This is a genomic window from Pseudoxanthomonas daejeonensis (genome assembly GCF_022637495.1).
Taxonomy (GTDB): Bacteria; Pseudomonadota; Gammaproteobacteria; order Xanthomonadales; family Xanthomonadaceae; genus Pseudoxanthomonas; species Pseudoxanthomonas daejeonensis.
Genome location: NZ_CP093331.1, coordinates 2126066 through 2152786 on the forward strand (window position 1 = coordinate 2126066; position 26721 = coordinate 2152786).

A 26721-nucleotide genomic window follows, 5' to 3' on the forward strand; every position below is an offset into this window, starting at 1 on the left:
GGTGTCGCGGCCGCGACCGGCGGCCGTGGCAGGTGGAGCAGGCCGCGCTATCGTGCGCGCGGAACGGTCGTTCCCGGGAGGCGCATGTTGGACAGGATCACCGACGAAGGCCTGCACCTGTATTCGTACTGGCGCTCCAGCGCCGCCTACCGGGTGCGAATAGGCCTGGCGCTGAAAGGTCTGCAGTTCGAGACCGTGCCTGTGCACCTGCTCAAGGATGGTGGGCAGCAGCACGCGGCCGACTACGCCGCACTCAATCCTCAGCAGCTGGTGCCGTTGCTCATGCATGGTCGCCGCGCGGTGCGCCAGTCGCTGGCGATCCTCGAGTACCTCGAGGAGGTCTGGCCGGACACGCCGGCGCTGCTGCCCGGCACCGCGCGCGAGCGCGGCCGGGTCCGCGCGCTGGCACAGCTGGTCGCCTGCGACGTGCACCCGCTCAACAACCTGCGCGTGCTGCAGTTCTTCGAGCAGCACTGGAACGTGCCGCAGGCCGAGCGCGACGAGTGGGTGCGGCACTGGATCGTGGATGGACTCGCCGCATTCGAGGCGCTGGTCGACGAGGATCCGGCCACAGGTGCGTTCTGCCACGGGGACGCGCCCGGGCTGGCCGATTGCTGCCTGGTGCCGCAGCTGTACAACGCGCGGCGCTTCGGGCTGGAAGTGGCGCAATGGCCGACGCTGGCGCGGATCGAGCAGGCCTGCCAGGTGTTGCCGGCGTTCCGCCAGGCGGCGCCCGAATCCCAGCCGGATGCGCCGAAGGGGGCGTGACCCTGGGGTCGCCCCGGCCGGCACGCGCCAGGCTGGTACCTAGGTGAAGCCGTGGGTGATGGTCGGCGTGGCCGGTATCGCGTTCACGTCGGCGTAGGGGTCGTGCTCGGCATCGGCACCCTCGGACAGGCGGAACTTGAGCGCCAGGCCGTCGCGCGAGTCGGCCGCGCGCAGCGCTTCCTCCTGCTCGATGCGGCCCTGCTTGACCATCCGGAACAGGCACTGGTCGAAGGTATGCATGCCTTCTTCCAGCGAACCTTCCATCGCCGCCTTGATCTCGTGCACCTGGCCCCGGCGCAGCAGGTCGCGGATCATCGGCGTGTTGATCAGTACCTCGGTGGCCGGGATCCGGCGCTCGTCCAGGCCCTTGACCAGGCGCAGCGAAACCACGGCGCGCAGGTTCAGCGCCAGGTTCATCAGCACGTTCTTGTGCGCGCTCTCGGGGAAGAAGTTGAGGATGCGCTCGATGGTCTGGTCGGCGTTGTTGGAGTGCAGCGTCGCCAGGCACAGATGGCCGGTTTCGGCGAAGGCGATCGCCGCCTCCATCGTGGTCGCGTCCAGGATCTCGCCGATCAGGATCACGTCCGGCGCTTCGCGCATCGCGTTCTTGAGCGCGTTGTGGAAGGCGTGCGTGTCCAGGCCGACTTCGCGCTGGTTGACGATCGATTTCTTGTGCTTGTGCAGGTACTCGATCGGGTCCTCGATGGTGAGGATATGCCCGGTCGTGTTGCTGTTGCGGTAGTCGATCATCGAGGCCAGCGAGGTCGACTTGCCCGAGCCGGTGGAACCGACCAACAGCACCAGCCCGCGCGGGGTCATGATGATGTCCTTCAGCACGTCTGGGAGGTTGAGGTCCTCGATGCTGGGGATCACGCTGCGGATCGCGCGGATCACCATGCCTACCTCGCCGCGCTGCTTGAAGACGTTGACCCGGAAGCGGCCGGCGTCGGCCAGGGCGATCGCCATGTTGAGCTCGAGCTCCCGCTCGAACTGTGGCACCTGGCCCTCGTCCATCAGCGAATACGCGATCTTCTTGACCATGCCCGGGGGCAGCCCGGTGTTGCCGAGCGGGTAGAGCTTGCCCTCGATCTTGATGTACACCGGCGCCCCGGTGGTCAGGAACATGTCCGAGGCGTTCTTCTCGGTCATCAGCTTCAGAAAGTAGCCGATATCCATTGCGCGACGATCCCCACTGCTCGTTTTTTGTCGATTCCCGGTCTGGCCCGCGCGGTGCCGTTGCATGCGCGCCGCAGGCTACAGACAATGGCCGTGCCGAAACGACACGACGTCCCCTGATGATCGACTCTAGCTTCGCACACTTCCGCCGGTGCCTGTATGCGCTGGTTGCCGCATCCGGGCTTGCGGTCACAGCCCAGGCCCAGGTCGCCTCGCCGGACCTGCTGCGCGCCCAGCAGGCCGTGCAGAACGCGCAGGCCGCCGATGCCGACCAGTACGCACCGGACCTGCTCGACACGGCCCGGCAGGCGCTGATCCAGGCGCAGGCGGGGGCGTTGTCGCGCAGCCGGGGGGAGCGCCGCGATGCGGACGAGCTGGCCAGGCGTGCGGCAGCCGATGCCGACCTGGCACGGGTGCGCAGCGACCGCGCGCAGGCCGACGCGGCGTTGCACCAGCGTCGGGAAGAGATCGCGGGACTGCGGCAGACGCTTGGCCTGCCTGCGGAGGGCGCGCCATGAAGGCCCTCGCTTTTGTCCTTGCTGCGTCACTGCTGATGCCTGCCCCCGCCCGGGCCGCGGACGATCCGGACGCAATGCGCCTGCAGGCGCGCCTGGACCGGCTGCAGGCCGACCCTGCGCTGGGCCGCCTTGCGGCGTTCGAGCAGATGGAGGCGCGCCAGGCGATCACCGTCCTGGCCGAGGCCCGTCGCGGTGAGCGACCGGGCGTGCTCTACCTGGCCGAACGCCGTATCGAGATCGCCGAGACCGCGGCGGGCGCCGAATTGGCACGGCGCGAGCTCGCCACACTTGACCTGCAGCGAAGCGAGCTGCTGTTGCAGGCCAGCCGTCGCGAAGTCGAGCGCGCCCGCCAGGAGGCCGAACATCTGCGGATCCAGTCGCAGATCCAGGCCGAGGAAGCCGAGCGTTTGCGCCTGGCCGCCGAGGCCGAGGCCGCGGCACGGACCGATGTCGAACAGACCCTCTCCACGGTGACTGGCAAGCAGACGGCGCAGCTGAGCGCGGCGCGGCGCAAGGAAGCCGAGCTGGCGCGGCAGGAGGCCGAACTGGTGTCAGGCACGAAGCTGCCACCCTCGGCCTTCGAGTCGCGTGGGGAAGTGTTCGCCCTGCCGGCAAGCGCCTATGCCCCAGGCAAGGGCGCCCTGAGCACGGACGGCAAGGCCGGTGCCGGAGCGCTGGCCACCTACCTGCAGATCGGCAAGCGGGGGCGGGTGCGGGTCGAGGCGTACGACAAGGACGGCAAGGTCGCCCAGGCACGGGCCGACGCGTTGAAGGCGGCGCTGGTGGCGGGCGGGGTGCCTGCGTCCCAGATCCAGGCGGCGGGCAAAAAATCGGCGGCGACGGCGAAGAAGGCGGCCGAAGTCATCGTCGCCCAGTAGGCGCAGTGGAAATCGCAGTTACATCAGGAATTTACACGAGAGATCGAGGTTTTCGGCCTGCCAGACCCGAGGCTGCCCTGACGGCGATTCCTATTTCGAATCAACAGGTTGCAGGGCGGGTTGCCGCCCTCCGGGGCGAGGAGTAGGGTCAATTACCCGGATGGTGCTTCCGCCATCTGGCTGACAGGAGCACCCTGCCGATGCAGCCGCTGTACGCTTCACTGGAGATCGCCGTCGGGCCGCAGCCGGCCCGGGGATTTCCGGTGGTGCCCGGGCCGCACCGTGCCACCCCTGCTCCGAAAAATGCGACGCCCCGGACCTTGCAGGCCCGGGGCGTTTTGCTTTCCAGGGCTGGCCAGGAAGGCCGGCATCCGCGGCAGGGATGCGTGAAACCCCCAGGAGGTGCAGACATGTTTGAAGGGCAGCCGCAGGCCGAAATCGATGCGCTCATGAAGCGCGACCCCGAATTCAAGCAGCTCTACCAGCGACACCGCACGCTGGACAAGAAGGTGATGGATGCCGATCTCGGGGTCCTGCCGATCGACGATTTCACGCTCGGGCAGATGAAGCGCGAAAAGCTGCACGCCAAGGAAAAACTGCTGCGCATCTACGACCGGGCGCACTGACCACGCGTTACCGGTAAACGCTTCACGTCGTGGGCGGTGGCGGCTTCCTCGTCGGTCCGCCACCGCCCACGTCACTTGCGCCAGTACCTCCCCGCGCTTTCCCTCCTTGTAGGAGCGGGCATGACCGCGACACCGAGGGTGCCGAATCCACGAAGGCGCCGCCCGTGCCAAAGGCGTCGGTGTCGCGGTCATGCCCGCTCCTACAAGGACGGACAGCGCGGCTGCGCCGGAACGCTGACTTGACCCCCGCATCCAGCGGATAATCCCGGTTCCGCCGCGCCTCGTGGCTCCGCAACCGGATCGAAGATGGCTCTGCACGCCTCCGTGCTCGAACTGATCGGGCGCACGCCCATGGTCAAGGCCCGTCGCCTGGACAGCGGCGTCTGCGAGCTGTACCTGAAGCTGGAGAACGCCAATCCGGGCGGCTCGATCAAGGACCGCATCGGCCTGTCGATGATCGAGGCGGCCGAGCGCCGCGGCGAACTCAGGCCCGGGGCCACCCTGGTCGAAGGCACCGCCGGCAACACCGGTATCGGCCTGGCCCTGGTCGCGCAGCAGAAGGGCTACAAGCTGATCCTGGTGGTCCCGGACAAGATGAGCCGGGAGAAGATCTTCAACCTCAAGGCGATGGGGGCCGAAGTGCGGCTGACCCGTTCGGACGTGGCCAAGGGCCATCCGGAGTACTACCAGGACCTGGCCGCGCGCATCGCCGCCGAGACCCCTGGCGCCTACTTCATCAACCAGTTCGGCAACCCGGACAATCCGGCCGCGCACGTGGAAGGTACCGGGCCGGAGATCATCGAACAGATGGCCGAGGTCGGCGGGTTCGACGCGATCGTGTTCGGGTGCGGCAGCTCCGGCACGATGACCGGCCTGTCGCGCTGTTTCGCCGAGAAGGCGCCGCAGGTGGAGATGGTTCTGGCCGATCCGGTCGGCTCGATCCTCACCCAGTACATCAACGAAGGCGTGCTCAGCGACAAGTCCGGCAGCTGGCTGGTCGAGGGCATCGGCGAGGATTTCCTGCCGACCATCTCCGATTTCAGCCGGGTGAAGAAGGCCTACGCCATTTCCGACGCCGAAAGCTTCCATACCGCGCGCGAGCTGCTGGCCAAGGAGGGCATCCTCGGCGGATCGTCCACCGGCACCCTGCTGGCCGCGGCGCTGAAATACTGCCGCGAACAGGCGACGCCGAAGAAGGTCGTGGTGCTGGTGCCGGACACCGGCAACAAGTACCTGTCGAAGATGTACAACGATTACTGGATGCTGGACAACGGCTTCCTCGAGCGGCCGCAGCAAGGCGACCTGCGCGACCTGATCCTGCGCCCGTACAGCCAGCGCGACACGGTCGTGGTCGGTCCGAAGGACCTGCTGACCACCGCCTACCAGCGGATGAAGCTGTACGACGTCTCGCAGTTGCCGGTGATGGACGGAGAACGCCTGGTCGGCATCATCGACGAGAGCGACGTGCTGCTGCACGTCTACGGCGACGAGTCACGGTTTCGCGACCCCGTTTCGGTGGCCATGGTCAGCAAGCTGGACCGGCTTGACGTCAAATCGCCGATCGAGGCCCTGCTGCCGGTCTTCGACCGCGGCCAGGTAGCCATCGTGATGGACGGGGAGCGGTTCCTGGGCCTGATCACCCGGATCGACCTGTTGAACTACCTGCGGCGGCGGGTGCAGTAGCGCGCCACGGGTGGGAGGCCCCTCCCCGCTTGCATTCGCTTGCGTATGGTAGGTGGCCGGGTGTTGTGATGCCGGTCACGCAGCCCCCTCGCGGCAGCCTGCCGGTGGTCCGGGAAACGGTGCCGCACGCCCGGTCCCCGGGGTGGACTCCTGTCGGACGGTTCAGTCGGGACTGTTAGAATCCGCGGTCCCCTGAAGAGCGTGGCCATGCCTGAAAAGTCCTCCAAAACCGCCCCCGGCGCGCGTCCGCTCGCGCTGGCGACCTTGGCGATCCATGGCGGCCAGGCGCCGGACCCCAGCACCGGGGCGGTGATGCCGCCGATCTACGCGACCTCGACCTACGCCCAGAGCAGTCCGGGCGAGCACCAGGGCTTCGAGTACTCCCGCACCCACAACCCGACCCGATTCGCGTACGAGCGTTGCGTAGGGGTGCTCGAAGGCGGTGTGCGCGGCTTCGCCTTCGCCTCGGGCATGGCGGCCACCTCGACCGTGCTGGAACTGCTGGACAGCGGCGACCACGTGGTCGCGATGGACGACCTCTACGGCGGCAGCTACCGGCTGTTCGAGCGCGTGCGCCGGCGCAGCGCCGGCCTGGATTTCAGCTTCGTCGACCTGTGCGACCTGGCTGCGTTCGAGGCCGCGATCACGCCGAAGACGCGCATGGTCTGGATCGAGACCCCGACCAACCCGATGCTGAAGATCGTCGACATCGCGGCCGTGGCGGAGATCGCGCGCCGGCGCGGCCTGCTGGTGGTGGTCGACAACACCTTCGCCTCGCCGATCGTGCAGCGTCCGCTGGAACTCGGCGCGCACCTGGTCATGCATTCGGCGACCAAGTACCTCAACGGCCATTCGGACATGGTCGGTGGCATGGTCGTGGCCGGCGACGACGAACTCGGCGAACGCATGGCGTTCCTGCAGAACTCGATAGGCGCCGTGCAGGGCCCGTTCGACAGCTTCCTGGCGTTGCGCGGCCTGAAGACCCTGCCGCTGCGCATGCGAGCCCACAACGAGAATGCGCTTGCGCTGGCGCAGTGGCTGGAGACGCAGCCGGCGGTGGAGAAGGTGATCTACCCGGGCCTTGCCTCGCATCCACACCACGCGCTCGCGGCGCGGCAGATGCAGGGCTTCGGCGGCATCGTCTCCGTGGTGCTCAAGGGCGGGTTCGAGGCGGCGAAGCGGTTCTGCGAACGGACCGAGTTGTTCACCCTGGCCGAATCGCTGGGCGGCGTTGAGAGCCTGGCCAACCACCCGGCGGTGATGACGCATGCGTCGGTGCCGGTGGAGCGGCGCGAGAAGCTCGGCATCAGCGACGCGCTGGTGCGGTTGAGCGTAGGCGTGGAGGCGGCACAGGACCTGCAAGCCGACATAGAGCTGGCGCTGGCGCCGCCATCCACCCAATTTCCCCGGGACTGACAGATGTCTGCTTTGATCAAGGCGGCTTGGAGCTATCGCGGCTTCATCACGTCGTCGGTGAGGAATGAATTCAAGTCACGGCTTGCCCGCAGTCGGTTCGGTACCGCATGGGTGGTGCTCCAGCCGCTCGCCCAGGTCCTGATTTTCGCGACGATCCTGTCCAATGTCCTGGCCGCGCGGCTGGACGGGGTCGACAACAAATACGCGTACGCGGTCTACCTGATTTCCGGCATTCTCTGTTGGTCGCTTTTGGCCGAGATAATCCAGCGTTGCACGACGATATTCATTGACAACGCATCCTTGCTTAAGAAGGTCCAGTTTCCGCGGATCGCGCTGCCTCTGATCGCCATTGGTTCGGCGACGATCACCAACTTGGCGCTTCTGGGCGTCATCCTGCTGATTCTTCCTTTCTTGAACATCTTCCCGAGCCTGGCCTTCCTCTGGCTTCTCCCGTTGATGTTGCTCACCATCGCACTCGCTGCTGGCATAGGCCTATTTCTGGGCACGCTGAACGTGTTCGTCCGCGACGTCGGCCAGATCGTCGCCGTCGTGCTGCAGTTCTGGTTCTGGGTGACTCCGATCGTGTATCCGATCACCGTGGTCCCCGAGGGTTTCAGGGCAACGCTCGCGATCAACCCCGTGGTGCCGCTAGTGCTGAGTTATCACAATGTGATCCTCTTCGGGCAGTCTCCAGACCCTCGCGTCTTGTGGTCCGCGCTGGTGGCTGTGATCTTCCTGCTGGCCGCACTGCTCCTGTTCCGCCGAGGTGCGTCGGAAATGGTGGACGTCCTGTGAGCACGCCCGCGTTGATAGTGGAAAACGTGGGCAAGGCTTACGTGGAATACGAGAGCGAACTGCAGCGGTTCATGCGCTGGTTCGGTATGCGGGTTCAGCCCAAAGCCGAGCACTGGGTGCTCAGGCGGGTGAATTTCCGTCTCAACCAAGGCGATGCGGTAGGGATCATCGGTCAGAACGGCGCAGGGAAGAGCACGCTCCTGAAGATGATCACGGGCACGACCCGGCCGACCGAGGGTGCTGTTTCCCTGCGTGGTCGCGTGGCCGCCCTGCTGGAGCTGGGCCTCGGATTCAATCAGGAACTGACGGGCCGGGAGAACGCGGTTTACTCTGCGGGCCTGCTGGGCATCCCGCAGGATCGAATTCCTGAGCTCCTGCCGGAGATCAAGGCGTTCGCCGAGATTGGCGAGTACTTCGAGCAGCCCATGCGCACTTATTCGAGTGGCATGCAGATGCGAGTGGCCTTCAGCGTGGCGACTGCCATCCGTCCTGACATTCTCATCGTCGACGAGGCGCTGTCCGTCGGCGATGCCTATTTCGTCCACAAGTGCTTCCAGCGCATCCGCGAGTTCCAAGAGGCGGGCACGACGTTGCTGATCGTTTCGCACGACGCTTCGTCGGTGCAGGCCCTGTGCGACAGGGCGATCCTTCTCGATAACGGCACCATGGTGCTTGATGGCGAGCCGCAGCAGGTTTTCGATTACTACAACGCGCTGATCGCCGAGAAGGAGAACCGGACGGTCCGGGTCGAGCGCATCAACGGACAGGTGGCCACCGAGTCCGGCACAGGCGAAGCCACGTTCGAGGAGGTGGCTCTGCTTGACGCAGCAGGGGCGGCTATCGAATACGTGGGCGTTGGCCAGGAAGTTGTCTTGCGCGCCCTTGTCCGTATCAACTCGCCCGTAGATCGGCTCGTATTCGGTTACATGATCAAGGACCGGCTCGGACAGGCCATCTACGGGACCAATACCCATTACACCGGGCAGGTCTGCGCCGACCTGGTGGCGGATGACCTGCTGGAGTTCCGCGTCAAATTTTCCGTGAATCTCGGTCCCGGCAGCTACTCGCTGTCGCTGGCCCTGTCCAGCACCGAGACCCATCTGGTAAAGAACTACCAGTGGCGCGACCTTGCGCTGGTTTTCACCGTGGCCAACATGGGGTATGACCAGTTTGTGGGCTCGGCCTGGGTGCCAGGCACGATCAGCGTGGCCCGGGGCCGGCGCCATGACGATGGTTCGCTCGCGAACGACCTGGCGCTGCGTCCGCCAGCCACCGAGAGCGGGCCATGACCCACATGCGCGCGGGGGGTTCCGGCGATGATGATCCCAACCTCGCCCTGCGTCTGTGGTTCGAACTCGCGGTGCAGAGAGAGCGCCTCGCCATGCTGGAACAACAGCTGTCGCGAATGAAGAGCAGCCGAAGCTGGCGCATCACTGCTCCGCTGCGGGCGGCCTTCAGGAGGTTGTCCGGAACAGCGCAGCTCGCACGTCCCGGAGGACTGGCGCGCTGCGGACATTCCCACGGCGTGAAGCCTTCTCTCGTTCTGCCGTTTGGCGCCGTTGCCGCGTTGCTGGAGGGGGCGGATGCCAAAAAGCGCCTGTTCATCGACGTCACCGAACTGGCTCTCGAGGACCTGGGCGCCGGCGTCCAGCGCGTGACGCGCAGATTGCTGTCGGAACTCCTGCTGGCCCCGCCGGCCGGCTACCACGTCCAGCCAGTCCGGCTGCATGCGGATTCCGGATACTGTGCGGCAAATGAATTCCTCGCGTCCTTCCTCGGACTCGATCGGCTGCACTTGGGTACGGATGTCCCGGTGGAGCCGCGCAGGGGAGATTGCTTCGTTGGTTTGGACTTCTGTCGTGACCGTGCTGACGAGCTGGCGCCCGCGCTGGAAGCCTTGCGCCAAGGGGGCGCGAGCATTGCGCTGCTGGTCCATGACGTGTTGCCGCTAAGTCGCCCGGACTGGTTCCCGGAATGGGTCAGTGCCAATTACGAGTCCTGGTTGCGAGTGCTCTCATCGCAGGCTGACCTGGCAATGTGCATTTCAGCGCATACGGCCGGCGAACTGGCACGGGCGCTGTCCGAGCGGTCTCTTCCTGCGCCCCCCGCGGGACTGTCGGTAGTGACGTTGGGTTCGGATATCCCCCCCTTGCCGGAAAACTGCACGGAATTGCCGCGGAGACAGTCGGGTGTTTGTCGTGTGCTGACGGTCGGGACAATCGAACCGCGCAAGGGCCATGCCCAAGCACTCGATGCATTCGAGGCGATATGGTCGAAGGGGGGTGACATCGAGTGGATGATCATCGGTCGTCCGGGATGGCACGTGGATCGGCTGCTACAGCGCTTGAGGGAACATCCCGAGGCGGGCAAGCGCCTGCATTGGCTCGACGCCGCCGACGACGCGGTGCTGTCGGCTGCGTACCGGGCTAGCGACGTACTTCTGGCGCCATCGCTGGGGGAAGGGTTCGGCCTTCCCGTGGCCGAGGCAGGAAGGCTGGGGTTGAAGCTGGTGCTACGCGATCTGGCCGTGTTCCGCGAGGTGGCAGGCGGTGCAGCGGTGTATTTCTCCGGTGAAACGCCACAGGCCATCGTGCAGGCGTTGACGGACGCGCAGTCGCATCGAGGGTCGTCACGAGGCGAGTGGAACAGCTGGGCGGACGCGGCGGTCAAGCTCGCTTCTTGCGCGACCGCTGGACAGCCCCCTGCGGGCGACCGGCCTTTCGACGGACATGGGAGAGAAGTGTGAAAGAATCGGAAGTGGACGCGATGATGGAGCAGATCCGCAGCGAACTGCGGCAGAAGCGGCCGCGTCAGCCCGAGACGGCCGTGCGGCGTCCGTCGGTGGAGCAAGTGCTGGCGCGCGCCCGTGCCGAGCTGGCGCGCAGGCATCACCCGGAGGCTGCAGCCGGCGTGTCGGCGGATGTCGCGGGTTCGGCGGCCGGTCCGTGGCATCCCGCTATGGAGCGGCTGCCCGGCAAGCGCGAGTATGTGTTGGCAGACCTGCTGAAGTTCGGGGATGCGGACTTCATCGAAGTTGCGTATCGCGTCATCCTGCGGCGTACGCCCGATCAGGCGGGGCTGGAACACTACCTGACCGCGTTGCGGTCGGGCGGCTTGACCAAGGTCGAGATCCTGGGGCAGATCCGATGGTCCGACGAAGGAAAGGTTCGGGGTGTCCACGTGGACGGCCTGCTGGTGCCGTATACGTTCCAGCGATGGCATCGGAAGCCGTTCCTCGGGCCGCTCGTCGCGTGGCTGCACTCCTTCGTCAAGCTCGGGACCCTCGTCGATCGGCAGGCTGCCCATGACGCGGCGCTCGCCCGCGAAGCGCAAGAAGTCGGTCGGGCGCTCAATCAGGTCGCCGCGCAGCTCCAGGGGCGGATTGCAGGCCTGGACGAGAGGCTGGGCCACTATCCCGACCGGCAGGAGATAGCCACTCTTGAGTCGTCGATCAGTGGCGTGAAGGAAGCGCATGCCGATGCGATCGGATCCTTCGATTCGAAGCTGAACGCCCAGCTGGCCCAGCTCGAAACCTATCGGGCTGCGAGCGAAGAGTCCGCCGCTGCGCAGGCGGAGCGGCTGGAATTCCTGCAGCACAAGCTGCATAGGACTGAGGCGCTCGTCGAGGCGATGGTGGTGCGGGAGAGGCAGGCACAGGACGGTGCGAGGGCGCTCGATCAGTTCTACGCCGATTTCGAGGACCGCTTCCGTGGCGATCGGCAGCTGGTGAAACAGCGCAGCGAACCTTACCTGCAGTGGGTCAGGGATGCGGGCGTGGGCACGCCCGATGCGCCTGTCCTCGATGTCGGGTGCGGGCGTGGCGAATGGCTCGAACTGCTGCGCTACAGCGGGATGTATGCACGAGGCATCGATCTGAACCGGGTGTTCGTCGACAGCTGTCGCTCCATGGGGCTTGCCGTCACCGAGCAGGACGCGATCGAGGGAATGAGGGCGCTGCCGGCCGGGTCGATCGGAGCGGTGACGTCCATGCACCTCATCGAGCATCTTTCCTTCGAAGCGATGATTGCATTCATCGACGAGGCCAGGCGCGTGCTCAAGCCGGGTGGCCTGCTGGCCCTCGAGACGCCCAACCCGGAGAACCTGAGCGTCGCGGCGCTCTTCTTCTACTACGACCCTACCCACCGCAACCCGCTGCCCCCGGAGATGATGCGCTGGATCGTGGAGTCCAGGGGGTTCGAGGATGTAAGAATCGAGCGCCTTACGCATGCGCGTGAGGTCCAGGCGCCAGCCCCCCTGTCCGACGACGTGCCTGGTGCCGCGTCGATGAATGTACTGATCGGGTCGTTGGGCGTGGCACCCGACTACGCCATCGTGGCGCGCCGCCCGTGAGCAGTGCCGCATCTCATCCCGGGGGAAAACTGCTCCTGACGGGGGCGGGGGGCTTTGTAGGCGAACACGTCCTGAGGGCCGGGGCTGCGGGCGCGTTCGGCCGGCTGCAGGTGGAGCCGTTGCCCCGCAACGTCGATATCCGTGACGCCCTGGCAGTGCGTGAAGCCATCGCGGAAATCCGTCCGGATGCCGTGCTGCATCTTGCCGCGCAGAGTTTCGTGCCCCAGTCGTTCGATGACCCCAGGGAAACCTTCGAAATCAATCTGCTGGGAACGCTCAACCTGCTGGATGGCCTCAAGCGTGGCGGCTTCGGCGGACGCATGGTCTATGTCAGTTCCGGGGACATCTACGGGCGCGTGGCGGATGAGGAACTACCGGTAACCGAACAAACTCCGGTTGCCCCACGCAGTCCCTACGCAGTGAGCAAGGTGTCCGCCGAGCAGCTGTGCATGCAGTGGCAGCGGACCGAGGACATTGATGTCGTCATCGCGCGGCCATTCAACCACATCGGCCCAGGACAGAATCCGCGCTTCGTCGTTCCTTCGATCGCCTCGCAGGTCGCTGCAATCGCTGCGGGAGTCAAACCCCCGGTCCTGGATGTCGGCGACATCGACACCACCCGCGACTTCACCGACGTCCGGGATGTTGTGTCGGCCTATGCGGCCATTCTGGCGCGTGGAGTATCGGGCCGTACCTACGTGGTGGCTTCCGGTCACGAGCGACGCGTGCGCGAGTTGCTCGAGGAGATGTGCGTCATAGCCGGCGTGTCGCCGCAGATCCGACAAGACCCGTCGAAAATGAGGCCTGCCGAGCAGCGACGGATGGTCGCCGACGCATCTCGACTGCGCAGCGATACGAGCTGGTCGCCTGCAATCAGTCTCGAACGAACCCTTTCCGACATCCTTCAAGAAGCGAAAGACAACCTATGAGTAACAAGAGTGCGGTGATCACCGGGATCACGGGTCAGGACGGTGCCTACCTCTCCAAGCTCCTGCTGGAGAAGGGATATGCCGTCCATGGAGTTCTCGCGCGCCGCAGCTCCGATACGCTGTGGCGGCTGAGGGAGCTGGGGATAGACGGCGAGGTACGGCTCCACGACGGCGACCTGACCGACCTCTCCTCGCTGATCCGCGTGCTGCAGGCCTCCGGGGCGGCGGAGGTGTACAACCTCGGTGCGCAGAGCTTCGTCGGCAGTTCATGGCAACAGCCCATCCTCACGGCCCAGGTGGACGGCGTGGGCGCCCTCAACGTGCTGGAAGCGGTTCGTCTCGTGAATCCACAGGCACGTTTTTACCAGGCATCGACCAGCGAGATGTTCGGCCTCATCCAGGCTGACCGCCAGGATGAGCGCACCCCGTTTTATCCGCGAAGCCCCTACGGCGTGGCAAAGGTGATGGCCCACTGGGCCACGGTGAATTACCGCGAAAGCTTCGGGATGCATGCGTCCAGCGGGATACTTTTCAACCATGAATCCCCGCTGCGCGGCATCGAGTTCGTGACCCGGAAGGTCAGCGACGCGGTTGCCCGCATCAAGCTTGGACGGCAGAAGGTATTGAAGCTCGGCAACATCGACGCCAAGCGCGACTGGGGCTTCGCCGGCGATTACGTCGAGGCGATGTGGCTCATGCTCCAGCAACCGGCCGCCGACGACTACGTCATCGCGACGGGGCAAACCACCACCGTCAGGCAGATGTGCGATATCGCTTTCGCGCATGTCGGCCTGCGGGCCGACGACCACCTGGAGATCGATCCGAAGTTCATGCGGCCTGCAGAAGTGGACGTGCTCCTGGGAAATCCGGCCAAGGCGAAGGAGCGGCTGGGCTGGGAGCCAAAGACCAGCCTCGCGCAGCTGATCACCATGATGGTCGATGCCGACATGAGGCGTCTGGCAGGATGAGCCGGCCATGACGACAAGCAGCATCCCGCGCTCCGGTCCCAAGGTGGCCTTCCTGGCCGTCGAGCAGGCATCAGGGCAGATTGGCGGTGCGGAAGCCCTGCACCAAGGCTTCTGCTCAGCGCTTTCGAGTCTGGGCTGGTCGGTCGACAAGGTCCGGGTCGAGGTCGACGAGTCGACCTTCGACGGCGTGCTCGAATCCTACCTGCGCGTATACGACCTGGACCTCAGCCGCTATGACCTGGTGATATCGAGCAAGGCGCCGTCTTACGCGGTCCGCCATCCGCGCCACATTTGCTATCTGATGCACACCGTGCGCGTCTTCTACGACATGTACGACCTGGAATATCCCACGCCGTGGGAGGGCCTGGAGCGGCAGCGCGAAAGGATTCTCCAGCTCGACACCGGGTTGCTGGCGCCGGGGCGCGTGGGGCGGATACTGACCATCGGCGACGAAGTGTCGAGGCGACTGGCGCAGTTCAACAACCTTCCCAGCGAAGTGGTCTATCCGGGATTGTTGCGGGACCAGTTCCATGAAGGGCGTTTCGAGAACTATCTGTTCGTACCGGGCAGGCTGCATCGGTGGAAGCGGGTAGGCCTGCTCATCGACGCCATGCGCGATGTCGACTCCGACGTGGAGCTTCGTATTGGCGGGTCCGGCGAGGACGAGGATGCGTTGCGGGCCAGGGCGCACGGCGACTCCCGCATCCGTTTCCTCGGAAGGCTTAGCGACGCCGAGTGCATCGAGCAGTATGCCAATGCCTTGGCGGTTCCGTTCCCGCCGATAAGGGAGGACTTCGGCTACGTCACGCTGGAGGCCTTCAGGAGTGGGAAGCCGGTGATCACCTGTTCCGACAGTGGAACCCCGGCGGACCTGGTGGCGCGGACCGGTGGCGGCATCGTCGCCGAACCCGAAGCGCATGCCCTGGCCCGCGCTATCGAGGAACTGGCCGGCGATCGCGAGGGCTGCCGGGCGATGGGTGCCCGGGGTAGGCTGGGAACCATGGATATCACCTGGGAGGCTGCCGCGGCTCGCATCGCCGCGGTCGCCGAAGAACTGTACGGCCTGAAGGCCCGGTAGTTCCCGCCGCCATGCAACGCCGGTGCAAGCGGGTTTCGGGTTCAGGGGGTCCATAAATGGACGTCGACGCGTGGGGTCGTTGAGAGAGTGAGCATGGAAAAGTTGAAAGTCACGGTGCTGGACATGCAGCCCATCACGCCAGCGGTCGGCGGTGGGCGCCAGCGCCTGCTCGGTCTCTATCACGGCATGGGGCCGAACATCGAGGTCACCTACGTGGGCAGCTACGACTGGCCGGGCGAGGCGTACCGGGATGCCCAGGTGACTGAGGGTTTGCGCGAGATATGCGTTCCGCTGGACGGCGCGCATTTTGAAGCCGCGTCCCGACTGTCCGGCGAACTGGACGGGGCAACGGTGATCGACGTTGCCTTCCCGGAGCAGGTGATCCACTCGCCGGCCTTCCTGGCGGCCGCCCGCAAGCACATCGCCACCGCGCAGGTCGTCGTCTTCACCCATCCATGGTGTTATCCGCCGTTGGCCGGCGATATACGTGCGGACCAGTTGGTGATCTATGACGCGCACAATGTCGAGACCCTGCTGAAGACGGAGGCGTTGCAGCATGTGCGAGGCGCCGAACCCTTGTTGCGCCTCGTCGCCACGACCGAGCAGGATCTGGTCGAGCGCAGTCAGCTCGTGCTGGCGTGCTCGCGTGAGGATGCGGAGAATTTCACCGCCCTGTTCGATCTAGACCCGCACAAGCTGCGCGTAGTGCCCAACGGTGCATTCACCGACCGGTTCGGCGATGTCGAGCAGGCGGAGAGGTCGGCCGGGCGTGCGGCATGCGGACTGCGCGCTGACCGTCCCGTGGCGGTATTCATGGGCAGCATGTACGGGCCGAACATCGAGGCCGCGCGGTACATCAACGACGAACTGGCGCCAGCACTGCCCGGCATCGATTTCGTGGTGGTAGGTGGCGTTGGTGAAGCGTTGCTGGGTCTTCAGTCGCGGCCGAACGTGATCGCCACCGGGGTAGTGGACGATGAGCGCCGTGATGCGCTCCTGCTTGCCGCCGATGTGGCAATCAATCCGATGTCGGCGGGCTCGGGCACGAACATCAAGATGTTCGATTACATGGCCGCCGGCCTGCCGGTGCTGAGTACGGTCGTTGGTGCACGAGGCATAGGTAGCGAGGAGTCGTCACCGGCGGGTGTAATGGTCGTCGGCCTTGCCGCGTTCGCGCAGAACCTCCCCGGTTTGATTAGCCGTGTCTCCAACGAGCCGGAACTGCGTGCGACTGTGGCCCGGGCCGTGCGCGAACGTTTCAGTTGGGAGCGGATATCCCGGCAGCTGGGGCTGCTCGTTTCCAACGAAGTGCAACACCGCGCAGGGAAGCAACGGGCCAAGGTCGCGATGCTCACCACCTGGAATGTCGTCTGTGGTATCGGCGAACATAGCGCATACTTGGCGGAGGGCTTGAGCGCGTGCGGCGCTGAGGTGCTACTCCTGGCCAACGACTACGAGGGCCACCAGCCTCTGGGTTTCGAGCGCGACCTGCATTATCCGGTGAGCCGTGCCTGGAGGTGGGACAACAAGTCCTGGGTGGACAGCGGCTTCGATGCGTCGGCGCTGGAGCGCGTCCTGAGCCTGGGCCGCCCCGACGTTTTCTTGATTCAGCACCACAGTGGTTTCCTGCCGGCCTATGACGTCGAGCGGATCGTGGACATGGTGGTAGGGAAGGGGATCCCGGTACTGGTCGAGTTCCATGATGGGCGCAACGTCAGTTCCGAGCTCAAGGCCAAGCTCGCGGAGCTGGGTGCGACGCTCGTGTTCCATCACGACGACGAGACCGCGGGACTGGCCGCGGACGCTCTCCGGAACGTCAGCATCATCTCCCACCCGGTGCGCCAGAGCGCGTCAGCCTCACGCCTGCGCACCGCGCATCTCGACGGCCCGATCATTTCGGGCTTTGGATTCCTCAGGCCCTACAAGGGCGTGATGATGGCCATACGCGTCTTGGCAGCGATCCGACGGCAGTTCCCCAATGCGCGCTACGTGGGATGGCACGCGGCCTACGGTGCGGAGTCGGAACGGCACCTTGCCGAATGCCTGGACGAGGCACGGAGGCTCGGCGTGGCCGATGCCGTCGAGATCGACACCACCTTCCATGCAGTCGAAGACGTCATATCAGAACTGCGGCATGCGGACCTGATCTTGATGCCGTATGAACCCTCGAACGAGGGAGCGAGCGGCGCCGTGCAGATCGCCCTTTCCGCCGGAAGGCCCGTCGTGGTTTCTCCTGCGAAAATATTCAGGTCGGTGGCGGATATCGCCCATGTCGTGCCTGTTCACGACAAGGCGCAGTACGCTCAGGTGGTCTCGGGGATCCTGGCCAGCCCCGAAAGAGCCCGGGCGATGTCCGAGCAGGCGGCACGCTGGGTGGCCGAGAATACGTACGAGCGCGCCGCATGTAGGATGCTGTCACTGGCCGGTGCCCGGACCGTGGCCTAGAGCCCCGGTCCCTTGCCGGCTCCGGCTGGTCCCGCACCGGCCGGCCTGATGCACGCAAGTAAGGTGTAACTCCGAGTAACTGCCTGGAGATTGCCTGTATGAGCGACTTCGAGTCCATGCTGGAGCAGACGTATCGCGGTTTCTTGAACGACGGCGACAAGTGCGTCGATGCGGGAGCCCACGAAGGGCGGCACACCGTCCCGATCGCGCAATGCTGCGGACCCTCGGGCTTTGTGCTGGCGTTCGAGCCCATCCCTGCGCTCGCCACGGAACTCGCCAGGCGCGTGTCCCGGGCGTCCGGCACGCCCAGCATCCGCGTCGAGCAGGCTGCACTATCCGACGAAGTCGGCGAAGTGGGCTTCGTCCTGGTGCGGGAGGCGCCCGGCTATTCGGGATTGAGGGCGAGGACCTACGATCACCCGGTGACCACGGAGGAGATCCGGGTGAGGGTGCGCAAGCTCGACGAATTCCGTTCAGAGCTTGCCGGTTTGCGTTACATCAAGATCGACTGCGAAGGCGGAGAGTATGGCGTCCTGCGGGGGGCGCGCGAAGTAATATCCGAGAATCGGCCAATCGTCAGTTTCGAATGCGGCGACGCTTCCCTGGTCAACTACCCGCACTCCAGCGGCGACCTCTTCGACTTCTTCGATGCGTTGTCCTATCGCATTGTGTCGATCGAGGGAGAGCAGCTCGATCGGAATGAGTTCATCAACGCATCTACCAGGCAGAGGTTCTGGGACTACCTGGCCTATCCCGCTTAGGAGCCTGATCCCGGGCAACGAACTCCGATTCCACTGTCAGGGCGTGGCGCTGCCCGGATCGTAGCGCGTCTGTGCGCAAAGCCAGGTGACTTGCTCCTGCAGCAAGCAGACCTGGTACTCGGCATCGTCCGAGGAGCGTGGCGGGACGAAGTCCAGCGAGATGCTTTCCCCCGCGACGATCGGCGCTGCCAACTGCAGCCTGCCCTCCGTCACGGTACCGGGATCCTTCGAGGGGTGCGTCAGGCGATAGCCGATAACCAGCGGATAGGGCCCCCCGCTGTTGATCGGCAGGTCGCCAGAGTTGTGGATGACAATCGTCTGGCGGCAGCCCGGCTCTTCCGTGCAGGTGCGCAGCTTGTCGACCGACAGGGTCAGGCCCGCTTTCGCCGGGTCAATCGGTGCCTCCAGCGGCAAGGCCGCTTCGACGGCGGTACGGTCGCAAAGCCACTGGACGCCCTCCTGCAACAGGCACGCCGATATGGCTGTTACTCCCGCCGGGATGTTCTTCAGCGTGCTGGAAAGCTTTGCCGTCTCCCCCGGCTCGAGCGGATTCACGAACTCGATCCGCCCGAGGTCCTGCACCATGACCGAGCCGTCCGCTGCGCGTCCCTGCAATCCGATGCGCATGGGTAGTTTTCCGGCTGTGGCCAAAGTCTCCTGTCCGGAGTTGGTCGCCTGAAGTTCGACCTCGCACGAGTCAGCCCCGCAGGGCGCGATGCGGTCCCGGTTCAACGTCAGCCCGACGCTCGCGGCCGGCACGGGCCCGTCGATTCGGTCATCCGCCGCATACACGCTGTCCACGGCATGCCTGTTGTAGATCCAGACCACGAACGGCCCCGACTCGACGATCCTGTCCGGTGTTCCGATCTGCTGGATGGCGGGATGGTCACCATACTTCTCCATCTCTGCCTTGGTGAGGATGAGCGCCTCCCTGTTGCCCGCGGCGCCATGCAACGGGGCGACGGGCACGTGGTGTGCGAACGGTGAGATGCGAGACGAATAGTCGATGGGATTGACGAAGACATCGCCGTCGGAAAGCACGGATATGACGTGGGAGTTCCAGTAGGACGCCATCGCGCTTCCGACCCGCTCTTTGCGCAACTTCGCGATCAGGGCTTCGCGCTCTGCCAGGGATACGCCGCGCGCGTCCGGATTCGCCGGTTGTGTCGCCCATTGCCATTGTGCGGACACGGCCACTGCGAAAAGACCAAGGGCCACGATTCCGACACTGGGTTGCCTGGCTTGGGTGGGCGCGCGTCTGCTTGCGGCGACAGAGAGCGCCGAGCAGACCGAGATGATCCCGAAGAAGATGCCGGTGCTCGCGTACCTGATCTCCATCGGTCCCCAGTAAAGACCTTCGAGGAGGCAAAGCGGCGCTAGGCCGGCCCCGAGGAAGGCGTAGGCCTGCCATGCATACAGGCGCTGCGCGGACGACGCTCTCGGTGAAAGGATCAGGTATGCCGGCGCTATCCAGAGCGCGGTGGCCAAGGCCCAGGCCACCAGTTGAATGACCCGCAGCCAGGTCGGAATTTCCATCCAGCCACCGCCGAGCGTGAAGTACGCGTACCAGCTGGATGGCAGGCTCTTGACGACGCCGATGAAGAAGCTTGGCGAGGCGAGCCTCACGTTTGCCGCTGCGTCGTAGCTGAGTACATGTGGCAGGACTGCTACGTAGTATGTCAGGGTGCCCAGGAGCGCCCCGGCGAAGAACGCGGCGGCTGCGGGTATCAGGCGTCGGGACAGGCCTCGATAGTTGCCATCAGTGAAGACCAGCGCGACCAGGCCCGCAACAAAGGGCGCGAACGACAAAATCCACGCGCGCTTGGGGTTGGCCACCGCAAGAAGGAACGCGATGGTCGCGATCGCGCAGACCTGCAGGCGATGGTGCCGGCTGCGTACGAGGAACAGCGTGGCCAGCACGACCTGTGCAGCCGCCGTGAGCGAATACGCCCCCTGGGTGGCGACGAACTCGAGATTCGCCGCCGAAAGCATTGATGCGCTCAGTGCAAGCCCGAGAAACGCGTGCGCCCTGGAGTCGGGAATGGCCCGCCTCAGTGCAACGAACAGGGACGCCAGAAGCGCTGCATATGCGATCCACGATGCAGCCGCATTGCCGAGGAACGATGTGCCGAACAGCGCTTCGATTGCCAGGCTGAATACATATGGAGTGAAAGTGAGCAGGTCCCCATTGGCGAACATCCACCCATGGGGGATCGGGTTGCCTTCGGCCAAAGCCACGCGGGCGAGTACGGAACGCAGTGCCGTGTCGCTGTGGAAGATCGCCTTCGAGTCACCGAGGATGTACATCGAGACCAGCACGATCGCCAGGCCGGCCAGCAGCGGCATGAGCAGGGAACGGAGTAGCGATGCGTTGGATGTCATGGAGTCGGATGAGCTGCGTGGTGATGTTTCCAGCGCCACGAACAAGGGATTCGCGGCGCCAGTCCTACGTCTTCCTCACAGGGAGGACAACGCCTTGTCAGCCGATTCGAAGATGTGGTCGAGGCTGTCTTCAACGCCCAGCCACAATGGCAGGCGAACCAGCCGGTCGCTCGTGGCGTCGGTGACTGCCAGCTCGCCGGCGGCGCGCGCGATCTCGCGCCCCTTGGGGGCGGAATGCAGGGGGATGTAATGGAACACGGAAGATACGCCGCGCTCTTTCAGGCCTGCGATGAATCGCGTCCGTGCACCTATGTCGGGCAGCAAGAGGTAGTACATGTGGGCGTTATGCTGGCAATGGGCGGGGATAACCGGCCGTCGCAGCAGGCCTTGACGTTCATGCGACTCGGCCCAGGCGTGGTAGCTGTCCCAGATCGCCAGCCTTCGCCGCGTGATCTCTTCGCCATGCTCGAGCTGCGCCTGCAGGAAGGCGGCCAACAGCTCGCTCGGCAGATAGGAGGAGCCGACATCGACCCAGGTGTACTTGTCCACCTGTCCACGAAGGAAGCGGCTGCGATTTGTGCCCTTCTCGCGAATGATCTCGGCGCGCTCGGCATTGGCGGCATCCCGCACGAGCAGGGCGCCGCCCTCGCCAGAGATCACGTTCTTGGTTTCATGGAAACTCAGGCAGCCATAGTCGCCGATTCCGCCCAAAGGTTTGCCGCGATAGGTGGAATAAATTCCCTGCGCGGCATCCTCGACGACCTTCAAGCCGTGCTTTTCCGCGATAGCGAGGATGGCATCCATCTCGCAAGCCACGCCCGCATAGTGCACCACGCAGATCGCGCGGGTCCTGGAGGTTATGGCTTCCTCGATCCTGCTCTCGTCCAGGTTGAGGGTGTCCGGGCGGATGTCGACGAAGACCGGGGTCGCACCGCGCAACACGAACGCATTGGCGGTCGAAACGAAGGTGAACGACGGCATGATCACTTCGTCGCCGGGAACTAGGTCCAGCAGCAGTGCCGCCATTTCCAGCGCCGCTGTGCACGAATGGGTGAGCAGGGCCTTGGGTACAGCGCAGATCCTCTGCAGCTCCTCATGGCACCGACGGGTAAACGGGCCGTCGCCAGACAAGTGCCCGACTCGATGGGCTTCGGCAATATTGGCCAGCTCGCCGCCCGTCATGTAGGGCTTGTTGAAAGGAATCAAGCAACTTCTCCTGAATTTACTGACGCGTGCACTCGAGGATGCAGTGCGTATACGGGACATGCAGCATGTCGGTGCGGATGCGGGGCGTAACTTGGCCGAAGACCTCGCGTGCCAAGCCGGCATAGGCTTCCGGCGTGCGGATGTTCTGGCCGCGATCCTGCAGCACCAGCCTTCGGGCTATCGAGGATTGGTTCGGCACCAAGGTGCCATCGATCGATACGAAACGGCCCCCGGGCCGCAGCTGGTCATGGGCCGTACGCAACAGCTTCAATGCGATGTCGTCATCGAGGTGGTGCAACACACCGATCGCCAATACGATGTCGGCGGCGGGGCTGTCGGTCGGCGGTTGGTAGTCGGAAATGTCCATGCACTCGAAAGTCCCGCGATCCGGGTGGCGCAAGCGCGCTGCATCGATGTAAGGCTGCGAGAGGTCGAAGCCGTGATAGTCGACGCCGGATGGCAGGAAGCGGAGCAATTCGCCGGTTCCGCAGCCGATGTCCAAGAGCACGTGGCCGGACGCCGGACGGATATGGTCGCGAACCAGCCGGCGCCTGGATTTGCCCGCTCCAAGAACGGACTGGACGAAATCGTACATTGCCGGGGTGGACAGGATTGAATGCAAGCCGTCGGTCTTCTGCGCCATATCAGTGGATGCCTGAGCGGGAAAGGACGATGACGCCTGCGATGACCAAGGCGGTGCCGGCGATCTTATGCCAGTCCATACCCTCCCGGAAGGCCCAGACCGAGATCACCGCCACAAGGGGGAAACTGAGCGCAGTGAAGGGGTAGGCCTTGCTGAGGGGCATCCTGCCGATCGCAGCCATCCAGAACAGGGAGGCGCCGAACGCGGCGGCGAAAGCGCTGACTACCCATGGGTTGAGGAGCAGCGAAAGTAGCGCGCGGGGATTGAGGTTCTCGATCGTCGCGCCGGGGTTCAAGTCGACCTGCCATTTCAGCACTACCTGGCCATAGACCGTCAGCAGGACGGTCAGCGCGATAAAGACATAACTCATTGGTTCAATTCCTGGGCAAGGTGATTCGCCGCATCAGGATGGCGAACAGATCCGTGCCGTCCCAGATGTGGTGGAAGTCGAGTGCTCGCCCGACCGGGACCACACGGTCCAGGGCGCGGTTGGGCAGCGATGAGGCAAAAGCGGCAAGCTGCGCATGATCCAGTCCGAAGGCCACCATCGTCTGGTCACGATCGTCCAGCTGGTCCGCCAGCAGGTCGAGGCGGGCAAGATCCACTTCGGTGATCAGTCCGTAGCCGGACTGGATTTCGCGCAGGTCACCACCGGCGCGGTCGACCGACAGGCGGATCGGATAGGCGGCCAGCGAATCTTCGAGTCGTGCGCCTTCGGCCACCGTGGCCAACAGACAGGCATCGGTGATGCGCGCCATCAGGGCCGCCGTTTCGTCTTCAAACTGGCTGGCCTGATCACGGACGGCAGGCCAGAAGGATGCCTTGGCTTCGGCAATCGCATCGGGGGAGCCGATCCAGTACAGGCACCGGGGGGACGAGCAGGCCTGCTGCGCGAACCACAGCATGTCGTTGCAGAACCGACGCGCCAGCTCCCGCAGCTCCTGCCCGGACTGTGCAGCGATGGAATGGGAGTCGAACACCGCGATGCCGAAGCGGTCGGGGAACACCATCTCGATTGCCTGGGCCGCGAGCGGGACTGCGCGGATCTTCGCCACGGTCGCGTCGCCGCCCCAGACGATGCGCGCATGGCAGTGCGCGGAAATGGCGCGCGTAATGGTGTCATCGTGCGGGTAAGTCAGCAGGACCGTCCGCTCGAGCACTTCCGGGAACAATCCCTCCGCCTGCATCTGGCGCAGGATGCCGATGAGCGCATCGCGCTGTTGTCCTGGCTTTTGCGACAGCCTGGCCACGTTGCGATTGCCGGCCAGCAGCGACATCAGCCATGCGTACGCGAACAACACGTCCACGTTCGCCGGGGCGAGATGGAACACTGTGCCGCGCGACAGTACGGTGCCCGATTCGATCGTGGCGGCCTGCCGCGCGAGATGGTCGATCGCCGCAGGTCGGAACCAGTGTGACAGCGTCGCCAGTTCCGGAAACCCGCGCAGGCCGGGGAGCTTGAGGATGCGACGCGTGAACTCGGCGACGAAGCCGCGTGCCTGCGGAGAGAAAGGGGGCAGGGTAGGCAGCGAGCGCAGGCGACTCAGCTGCCCATCCAGGCCATCGGCGGTGCCGGTAGTGAACAGCAGGGTGGTCATGCCGGCACCACGCGGGTGTCGCTGCAGCCACGGACTTCTACGTTCTTGACGCGGCCGAGCACGCCGAAGTACTTCCCAAGGCGCCCGCACGCGCAATCGTCTTCGCCATGGAGGATTCCAAGATCCTCGGTCAGCAGGCTGTGCCCGGGATAGCTGTGCGGCAGCAGGCTCAGGACCTGTACCAGGCCGACTTCGCCCACCGCTGCCGGCGCCAGGCTGGCCGGGTCGCGGATGATGACGTCCGCGTAGGCCGGCGCGTGCAGATGGCCGTACTCGCATTCGAAGAAGACGGAGCCGACCTGTTCGACCATCCCGTAGTAATTGTGCACGCGCTCCAGGCCCAGGACCTCTTTCAGGCCGGCCTTGAACGTCGGATTGTCCACCTTGTTCTCTTCCATCTTTTTCCAGCCGCCGCCATGGACAAGCAGGCTGTTGGCCGGCAGTTTGAACCTGCGTCCGTCGCGACGTGCCGCCGTCACCAGCGACTGCCAGACGATGAAGGTGAAGCCGAACAGGAAGATCGGTTGATCCGGATGCCGTGCCAACCACGCATCCAGCGCGTCCCAGTCCGGTCGCAGCTGTTCATCGAGCAGGTAGAGGTGGTCCCTGCCGAAGTTCGAGAAGCCCAGGATGCCTGCCGCCCGTGCATTGAACCGACTGCGGTCCTGCAGGAAGCCATTGTCATCGACCACCAGCATCGGCATGCGCTGGTTGCCGGCGAACTGCGCGAAGATGCGGGTCAGCGCCTTGGCCTGCGCACGTGCCGTGTCGGAGTCCAGGAAGATCCGCGACACCGCCGCGCCCGACGTGCCGCTGGAGACCAGCGTGCGTGCGACCTGGTCAGCCGGGATGCTGCGCAGCTCCATCAGCTTGAACAGGCGAACCGGGAGCCAGGGAATCGACTCGAGGTCGGCCGCTTCGTCCGCGCCTGGCGACCACAGCGAGGCCATCATCTGTGCGTAAGGCACACAATGGTCGACATGGTGGCGGGTGAGAGCGTTCAGCCCCTGCGTCAGCCAGGTCCGCTTGGCCTGGCGACCCAGGCCGAAGACTTCCGCATCGAGCGGCGCAGTTGTGGAAGGTGGCTGCATCACGTTTCGGTGTTCTCGCACAGCGCCCTGAGCGCCTGGTAGTCGACCTTGCCGGTGCCCAGCAGCGGCAGGGCGGGCAGGGATTTGAGCCGCACGTGGCCCGGGAAAAGCTTGTAGCGTTGCTGGATCAGCTGGCGGACTACGGCCTGGTCTACATCGGCCTGGCCGGGAACGAAGACGACCAGGTCGTCGTCGCTACCGGAGCAGGCGATAGCACGATGGAGGTCTCCGGCCAGCATGCTCTCCACCTCGTCCAGGTTCACCCGATTGCCCGAGATCTTGACGAAACGCTTGGCCCGGCCGGTGATGTAGAAGTAGCCATCCGCATCGCGTCGCGCCAGGTCACCCGTACGCAGGACTCCACCCGCCTCGTCTCCGGCGGCAAGGTCCTCGCGCCGCGCGGCATAGCCGAGCATCACGTTCTGGCCGGTGAAGACGAGCTCACCGCTGGTGGCGTCCAGTTCCAACTCGCCTCCCGGCACGGCGATGCCGATGCTGCCGATCTTCGAGCGCAACGTGCCGGACGGCACGTAGCTGATCCTGGGACCGGCTTCGGTCTGCCCGTACATCACGAAGAACTCCAGTCCGAGCCGTTCGCTGGCATCGAGGAACTCCTCGATCAGCGCGTCGCGCAAGCGTCCACCGGCCTGGGTCAACATGCGAAGCCGGTCGAGGTGGAATCGTTCCAGGCCGACCCGGCGCAACATCTCGAAGGTGGCGGGCACGCCCGAAAGCGACGTGATCTTCTGCGCCTGGGCGATTTCCCAGAACCTGCGACCGACCATGCTTTCATCGGTCAGCACCATCGAGGCACCCGCCTCGAGGTGGCTGTTGAGGATCGACATGCCGAACGAGTACGCCAACGGCAGCGTCGTGATCGCGCGGTCGGTGGCACGCAGGCCGAGGTAGGCGACGATGGAGGCTGCGTTGGCGGCGAGCCCGGCGTACGAAAGCCTGACCAGCTTCGACGAGCCCGTGCTGCCCGAGGTGCTCAGCAGCAGCGCCAGGTCCGGGTGAGGCTTGCCACCCGCGAATGGCTCGACCGCGACGTGGATAACCAGGTCGTCGTGGGTGGCGTGTGGCCTGTAGCCTTCAGGGACTGCGGTGCCCGGTGCAAGTGCGAGCCAGTCCGGACGGTAATGCGCCGCCAGCGCCGCCAGCAGTGCCGGGTCCATGTCCGCCTGTAGCAGCAGCGGAACATGGTGCCCGGAACGAAGGGCGCCCAGGCACAGCGATACCGCTTCGATGTTGTTGGCGAATGCCAGGAAGCCCAGCGTCCGTTCGCCGTGCGGGAGCGTGGCGACCATCGCATCGGCTTGGGTGGCCAGCGATGAATAGCTGATCGTGCGCTTGGCATCGACCAGCGCAGGCGCGTGCGGCGGGTGGCGCTCGAGTTCCCAGAAAGCCATT

At 65.1% G+C, this 26721-nt stretch carries 23 protein-coding genes; 15 read left to right on the top strand and 8 right to left on the bottom strand.

Annotation, left to right across the window (positions count from 1 at the left end; translation table 11 throughout):
• Positions 1 to 84: 84 nt before the first annotated feature.
• On the top strand, positions 85 to 768 hold the full coding sequence (gene maiA / locus MNQ95_RS09625; protein ID WP_162408432.1) for a maleylacetoacetate isomerase: 684 nt from the start codon (positions 85 to 87) through the stop codon (positions 766 to 768).
• Positions 769 to 807: 39 nt separating this feature from the next.
• On the opposite strand, the gene MNQ95_RS09630 is transcribed toward maiA, so the two are convergent.
• Positions 808 to 1944, bottom strand: a complete 1137-nt coding sequence (locus MNQ95_RS09630) for a PilT/PilU family type 4a pilus ATPase (protein WP_162408431.1) — start codon at positions 1942 to 1944, stop codon at positions 808 to 810.
• 119 nt (positions 1945 to 2063) lie between these two features.
• On the opposite strand from MNQ95_RS09630, the gene MNQ95_RS09635 reads away from it, so the two are divergent.
• The 14 genes from MNQ95_RS09635 (at position 2064) to MNQ95_RS09700 (ending at position 18391) form a co-directional block, all read left to right on the top strand.
• A complete protein-coding gene (locus MNQ95_RS09635) occupies positions 2064 to 2462 on the top strand; it encodes a DUF4398 domain-containing protein (protein ID WP_425501295.1) in 399 nt (132 codons plus the stop codon).
• On the top strand, positions 2459 to 3340 hold the full coding sequence (locus MNQ95_RS09640) for an OmpA family protein (RefSeq protein ID WP_241952726.1): 882 nt from the start codon (positions 2459 to 2461) through the stop codon (positions 3338 to 3340). The genes MNQ95_RS09635 and MNQ95_RS09640 overlap by 4 nt, the downstream gene beginning before the upstream one ends.
• 410 nt (positions 3341 to 3750) lie before the next feature.
• The gene (locus MNQ95_RS09645) at positions 3751 to 3966 is read left to right on the top strand and encodes an HP1242/YdcH family protein (protein ID WP_162408540.1); all 216 of its coding nucleotides are present in this window, start codon (positions 3751 to 3753) and stop codon (positions 3964 to 3966) included.
• 306 nt (positions 3967 to 4272) lie between these two features.
• Positions 4273 to 5649 carry a pyridoxal-phosphate dependent enzyme gene (locus tag MNQ95_RS09650; protein WP_241952727.1) on the top strand — a complete coding sequence of 459 codons (1377 nt, stop codon included), beginning with the start codon at positions 4273 to 4275 and terminating at the stop codon, positions 5647 to 5649.
• Positions 5650 to 5856: 207 nt separating this feature from the next.
• The gene (locus MNQ95_RS09655; RefSeq protein WP_241952728.1) at positions 5857 to 7065 is read left to right on the top strand and encodes a cystathionine gamma-synthase; all 1209 of its coding nucleotides are present in this window, start codon (positions 5857 to 5859) and stop codon (positions 7063 to 7065) included.
• Positions 7066 to 7068: 3 nt separating this feature from the next.
• Positions 7069 to 7860, top strand: coding sequence for an ABC transporter permease (locus MNQ95_RS09660; protein WP_241952729.1), 792 nt, complete (start codon positions 7069 to 7071; stop codon positions 7858 to 7860).
• Positions 7857 to 9149: an ABC transporter ATP-binding protein gene (locus MNQ95_RS09665; protein ID WP_241952730.1), complete on the top strand. Its 1293-nt coding sequence runs from the start codon at positions 7857 to 7859 to the stop codon at positions 9147 to 9149. Before MNQ95_RS09660 ends, MNQ95_RS09665 begins: the two co-directional genes overlap by 4 nt.
• Positions 9146 to 10606 carry a glycosyltransferase family 4 protein gene (locus MNQ95_RS09670; protein ID WP_241952731.1) on the top strand — a complete coding sequence of 487 codons (1461 nt, stop codon included), beginning with the start codon at positions 9146 to 9148 and terminating at the stop codon, positions 10604 to 10606. Before MNQ95_RS09665 ends, MNQ95_RS09670 begins: the two co-directional genes overlap by 4 nt.
• A 20-nt stretch (positions 10607 to 10626) precedes the next feature.
• A complete protein-coding gene (locus MNQ95_RS09675; protein WP_241952732.1) occupies positions 10627 to 12210 on the top strand; it encodes a methyltransferase domain-containing protein in 1584 nt (527 codons plus the stop codon).
• Positions 12207 to 13139 carry a GDP-mannose 4,6-dehydratase gene (locus tag MNQ95_RS09680; protein ID WP_241952733.1) on the top strand — a complete coding sequence of 311 codons (933 nt, stop codon included), beginning with the start codon at positions 12207 to 12209 and terminating at the stop codon, positions 13137 to 13139. Before MNQ95_RS09675 ends, MNQ95_RS09680 begins: the two co-directional genes overlap by 4 nt.
• Complete coding sequence (gene gmd, locus MNQ95_RS09685) at positions 13136 to 14107, top strand: GDP-mannose 4,6-dehydratase (RefSeq protein ID WP_241952734.1); 972 nt, start codon at positions 13136 to 13138, stop codon at positions 14105 to 14107. Before MNQ95_RS09680 ends, gmd begins: the two co-directional genes overlap by 4 nt.
• A 7-nt stretch (positions 14108 to 14114) precedes the next feature.
• Positions 14115 to 15185: a glycosyltransferase family 4 protein gene (locus MNQ95_RS09690; protein ID WP_241952735.1), complete on the top strand. Its 1071-nt coding sequence runs from the start codon at positions 14115 to 14117 to the stop codon at positions 15183 to 15185.
• A 93-nt stretch (positions 15186 to 15278) separates the two neighbouring features.
• On the top strand, positions 15279 to 17630 hold the full coding sequence (locus MNQ95_RS09695) for a glycosyltransferase family 4 protein (RefSeq protein WP_241952736.1): 2352 nt from the start codon (positions 15279 to 15281) through the stop codon (positions 17628 to 17630).
• Positions 17631 to 17728: 98 nt separating this feature from the next.
• Positions 17729 to 18391, top strand: a complete 663-nt coding sequence (locus MNQ95_RS09700) for an FkbM family methyltransferase (RefSeq protein ID WP_241952737.1) — start codon at positions 17729 to 17731, stop codon at positions 18389 to 18391.
• A gap of 36 nt (positions 18392 to 18427) precedes the next feature.
• Here the strand turns inward: MNQ95_RS09700 and MNQ95_RS09705 are convergent, their stop codons facing one another.
• The 7 genes from MNQ95_RS09705 to MNQ95_RS09735 form a co-directional block, all read right to left on the bottom strand.
• Positions 18428 to 20773, bottom strand: a complete 2346-nt coding sequence (locus tag MNQ95_RS09705; protein WP_241952738.1) for a DUF2339 domain-containing protein — start codon at positions 20771 to 20773, stop codon at positions 18428 to 18430.
• A gap of 75 nt (positions 20774 to 20848) precedes the next feature.
• The gene (gene rffA / locus MNQ95_RS09710; RefSeq protein WP_241952739.1) at positions 20849 to 21979 is read right to left on the bottom strand and encodes a dTDP-4-amino-4,6-dideoxygalactose transaminase; all 1131 of its coding nucleotides are present in this window, start codon (positions 21977 to 21979) and stop codon (positions 20849 to 20851) included.
• A 16-nt stretch (positions 21980 to 21995) separates the two neighbouring features.
• Entirely contained in the window at positions 21996 to 22622 is a 627-nt protein-coding gene (locus tag MNQ95_RS09715) for a class I SAM-dependent methyltransferase (RefSeq protein WP_241952740.1), read from the bottom strand.
• Between the two features lies 1 nt (position 22623).
• Positions 22624 to 22992, bottom strand: a complete 369-nt coding sequence (locus MNQ95_RS09720; RefSeq protein ID WP_241952741.1) for an EamA family transporter — start codon at positions 22990 to 22992, stop codon at positions 22624 to 22626.
• Positions 22993 to 22996: 4 nt separating this feature from the next.
• On the bottom strand, positions 22997 to 24220 hold the full coding sequence (locus MNQ95_RS09725; RefSeq protein ID WP_241952742.1) for an acyl-CoA reductase: 1224 nt from the start codon (positions 24218 to 24220) through the stop codon (positions 22997 to 22999).
• Positions 24217 to 25311 (bottom strand): LuxE/PaaK family acyltransferase, encoded by a 1095-nt coding sequence (locus MNQ95_RS09730; RefSeq protein WP_241952743.1) that lies wholly within the window; start codon positions 25309 to 25311, stop codon positions 24217 to 24219. The genes MNQ95_RS09725 and MNQ95_RS09730 overlap by 4 nt, the downstream gene beginning before the upstream one ends.
• Positions 25311 to 26720, bottom strand: coding sequence for an AMP-binding protein (locus MNQ95_RS09735; protein ID WP_241952744.1), 1410 nt, complete (start codon positions 26718 to 26720; stop codon positions 25311 to 25313). The genes MNQ95_RS09730 and MNQ95_RS09735 overlap by 1 nt, the downstream gene beginning before the upstream one ends.
• Position 26721: the final 1 nt, after the last annotated feature.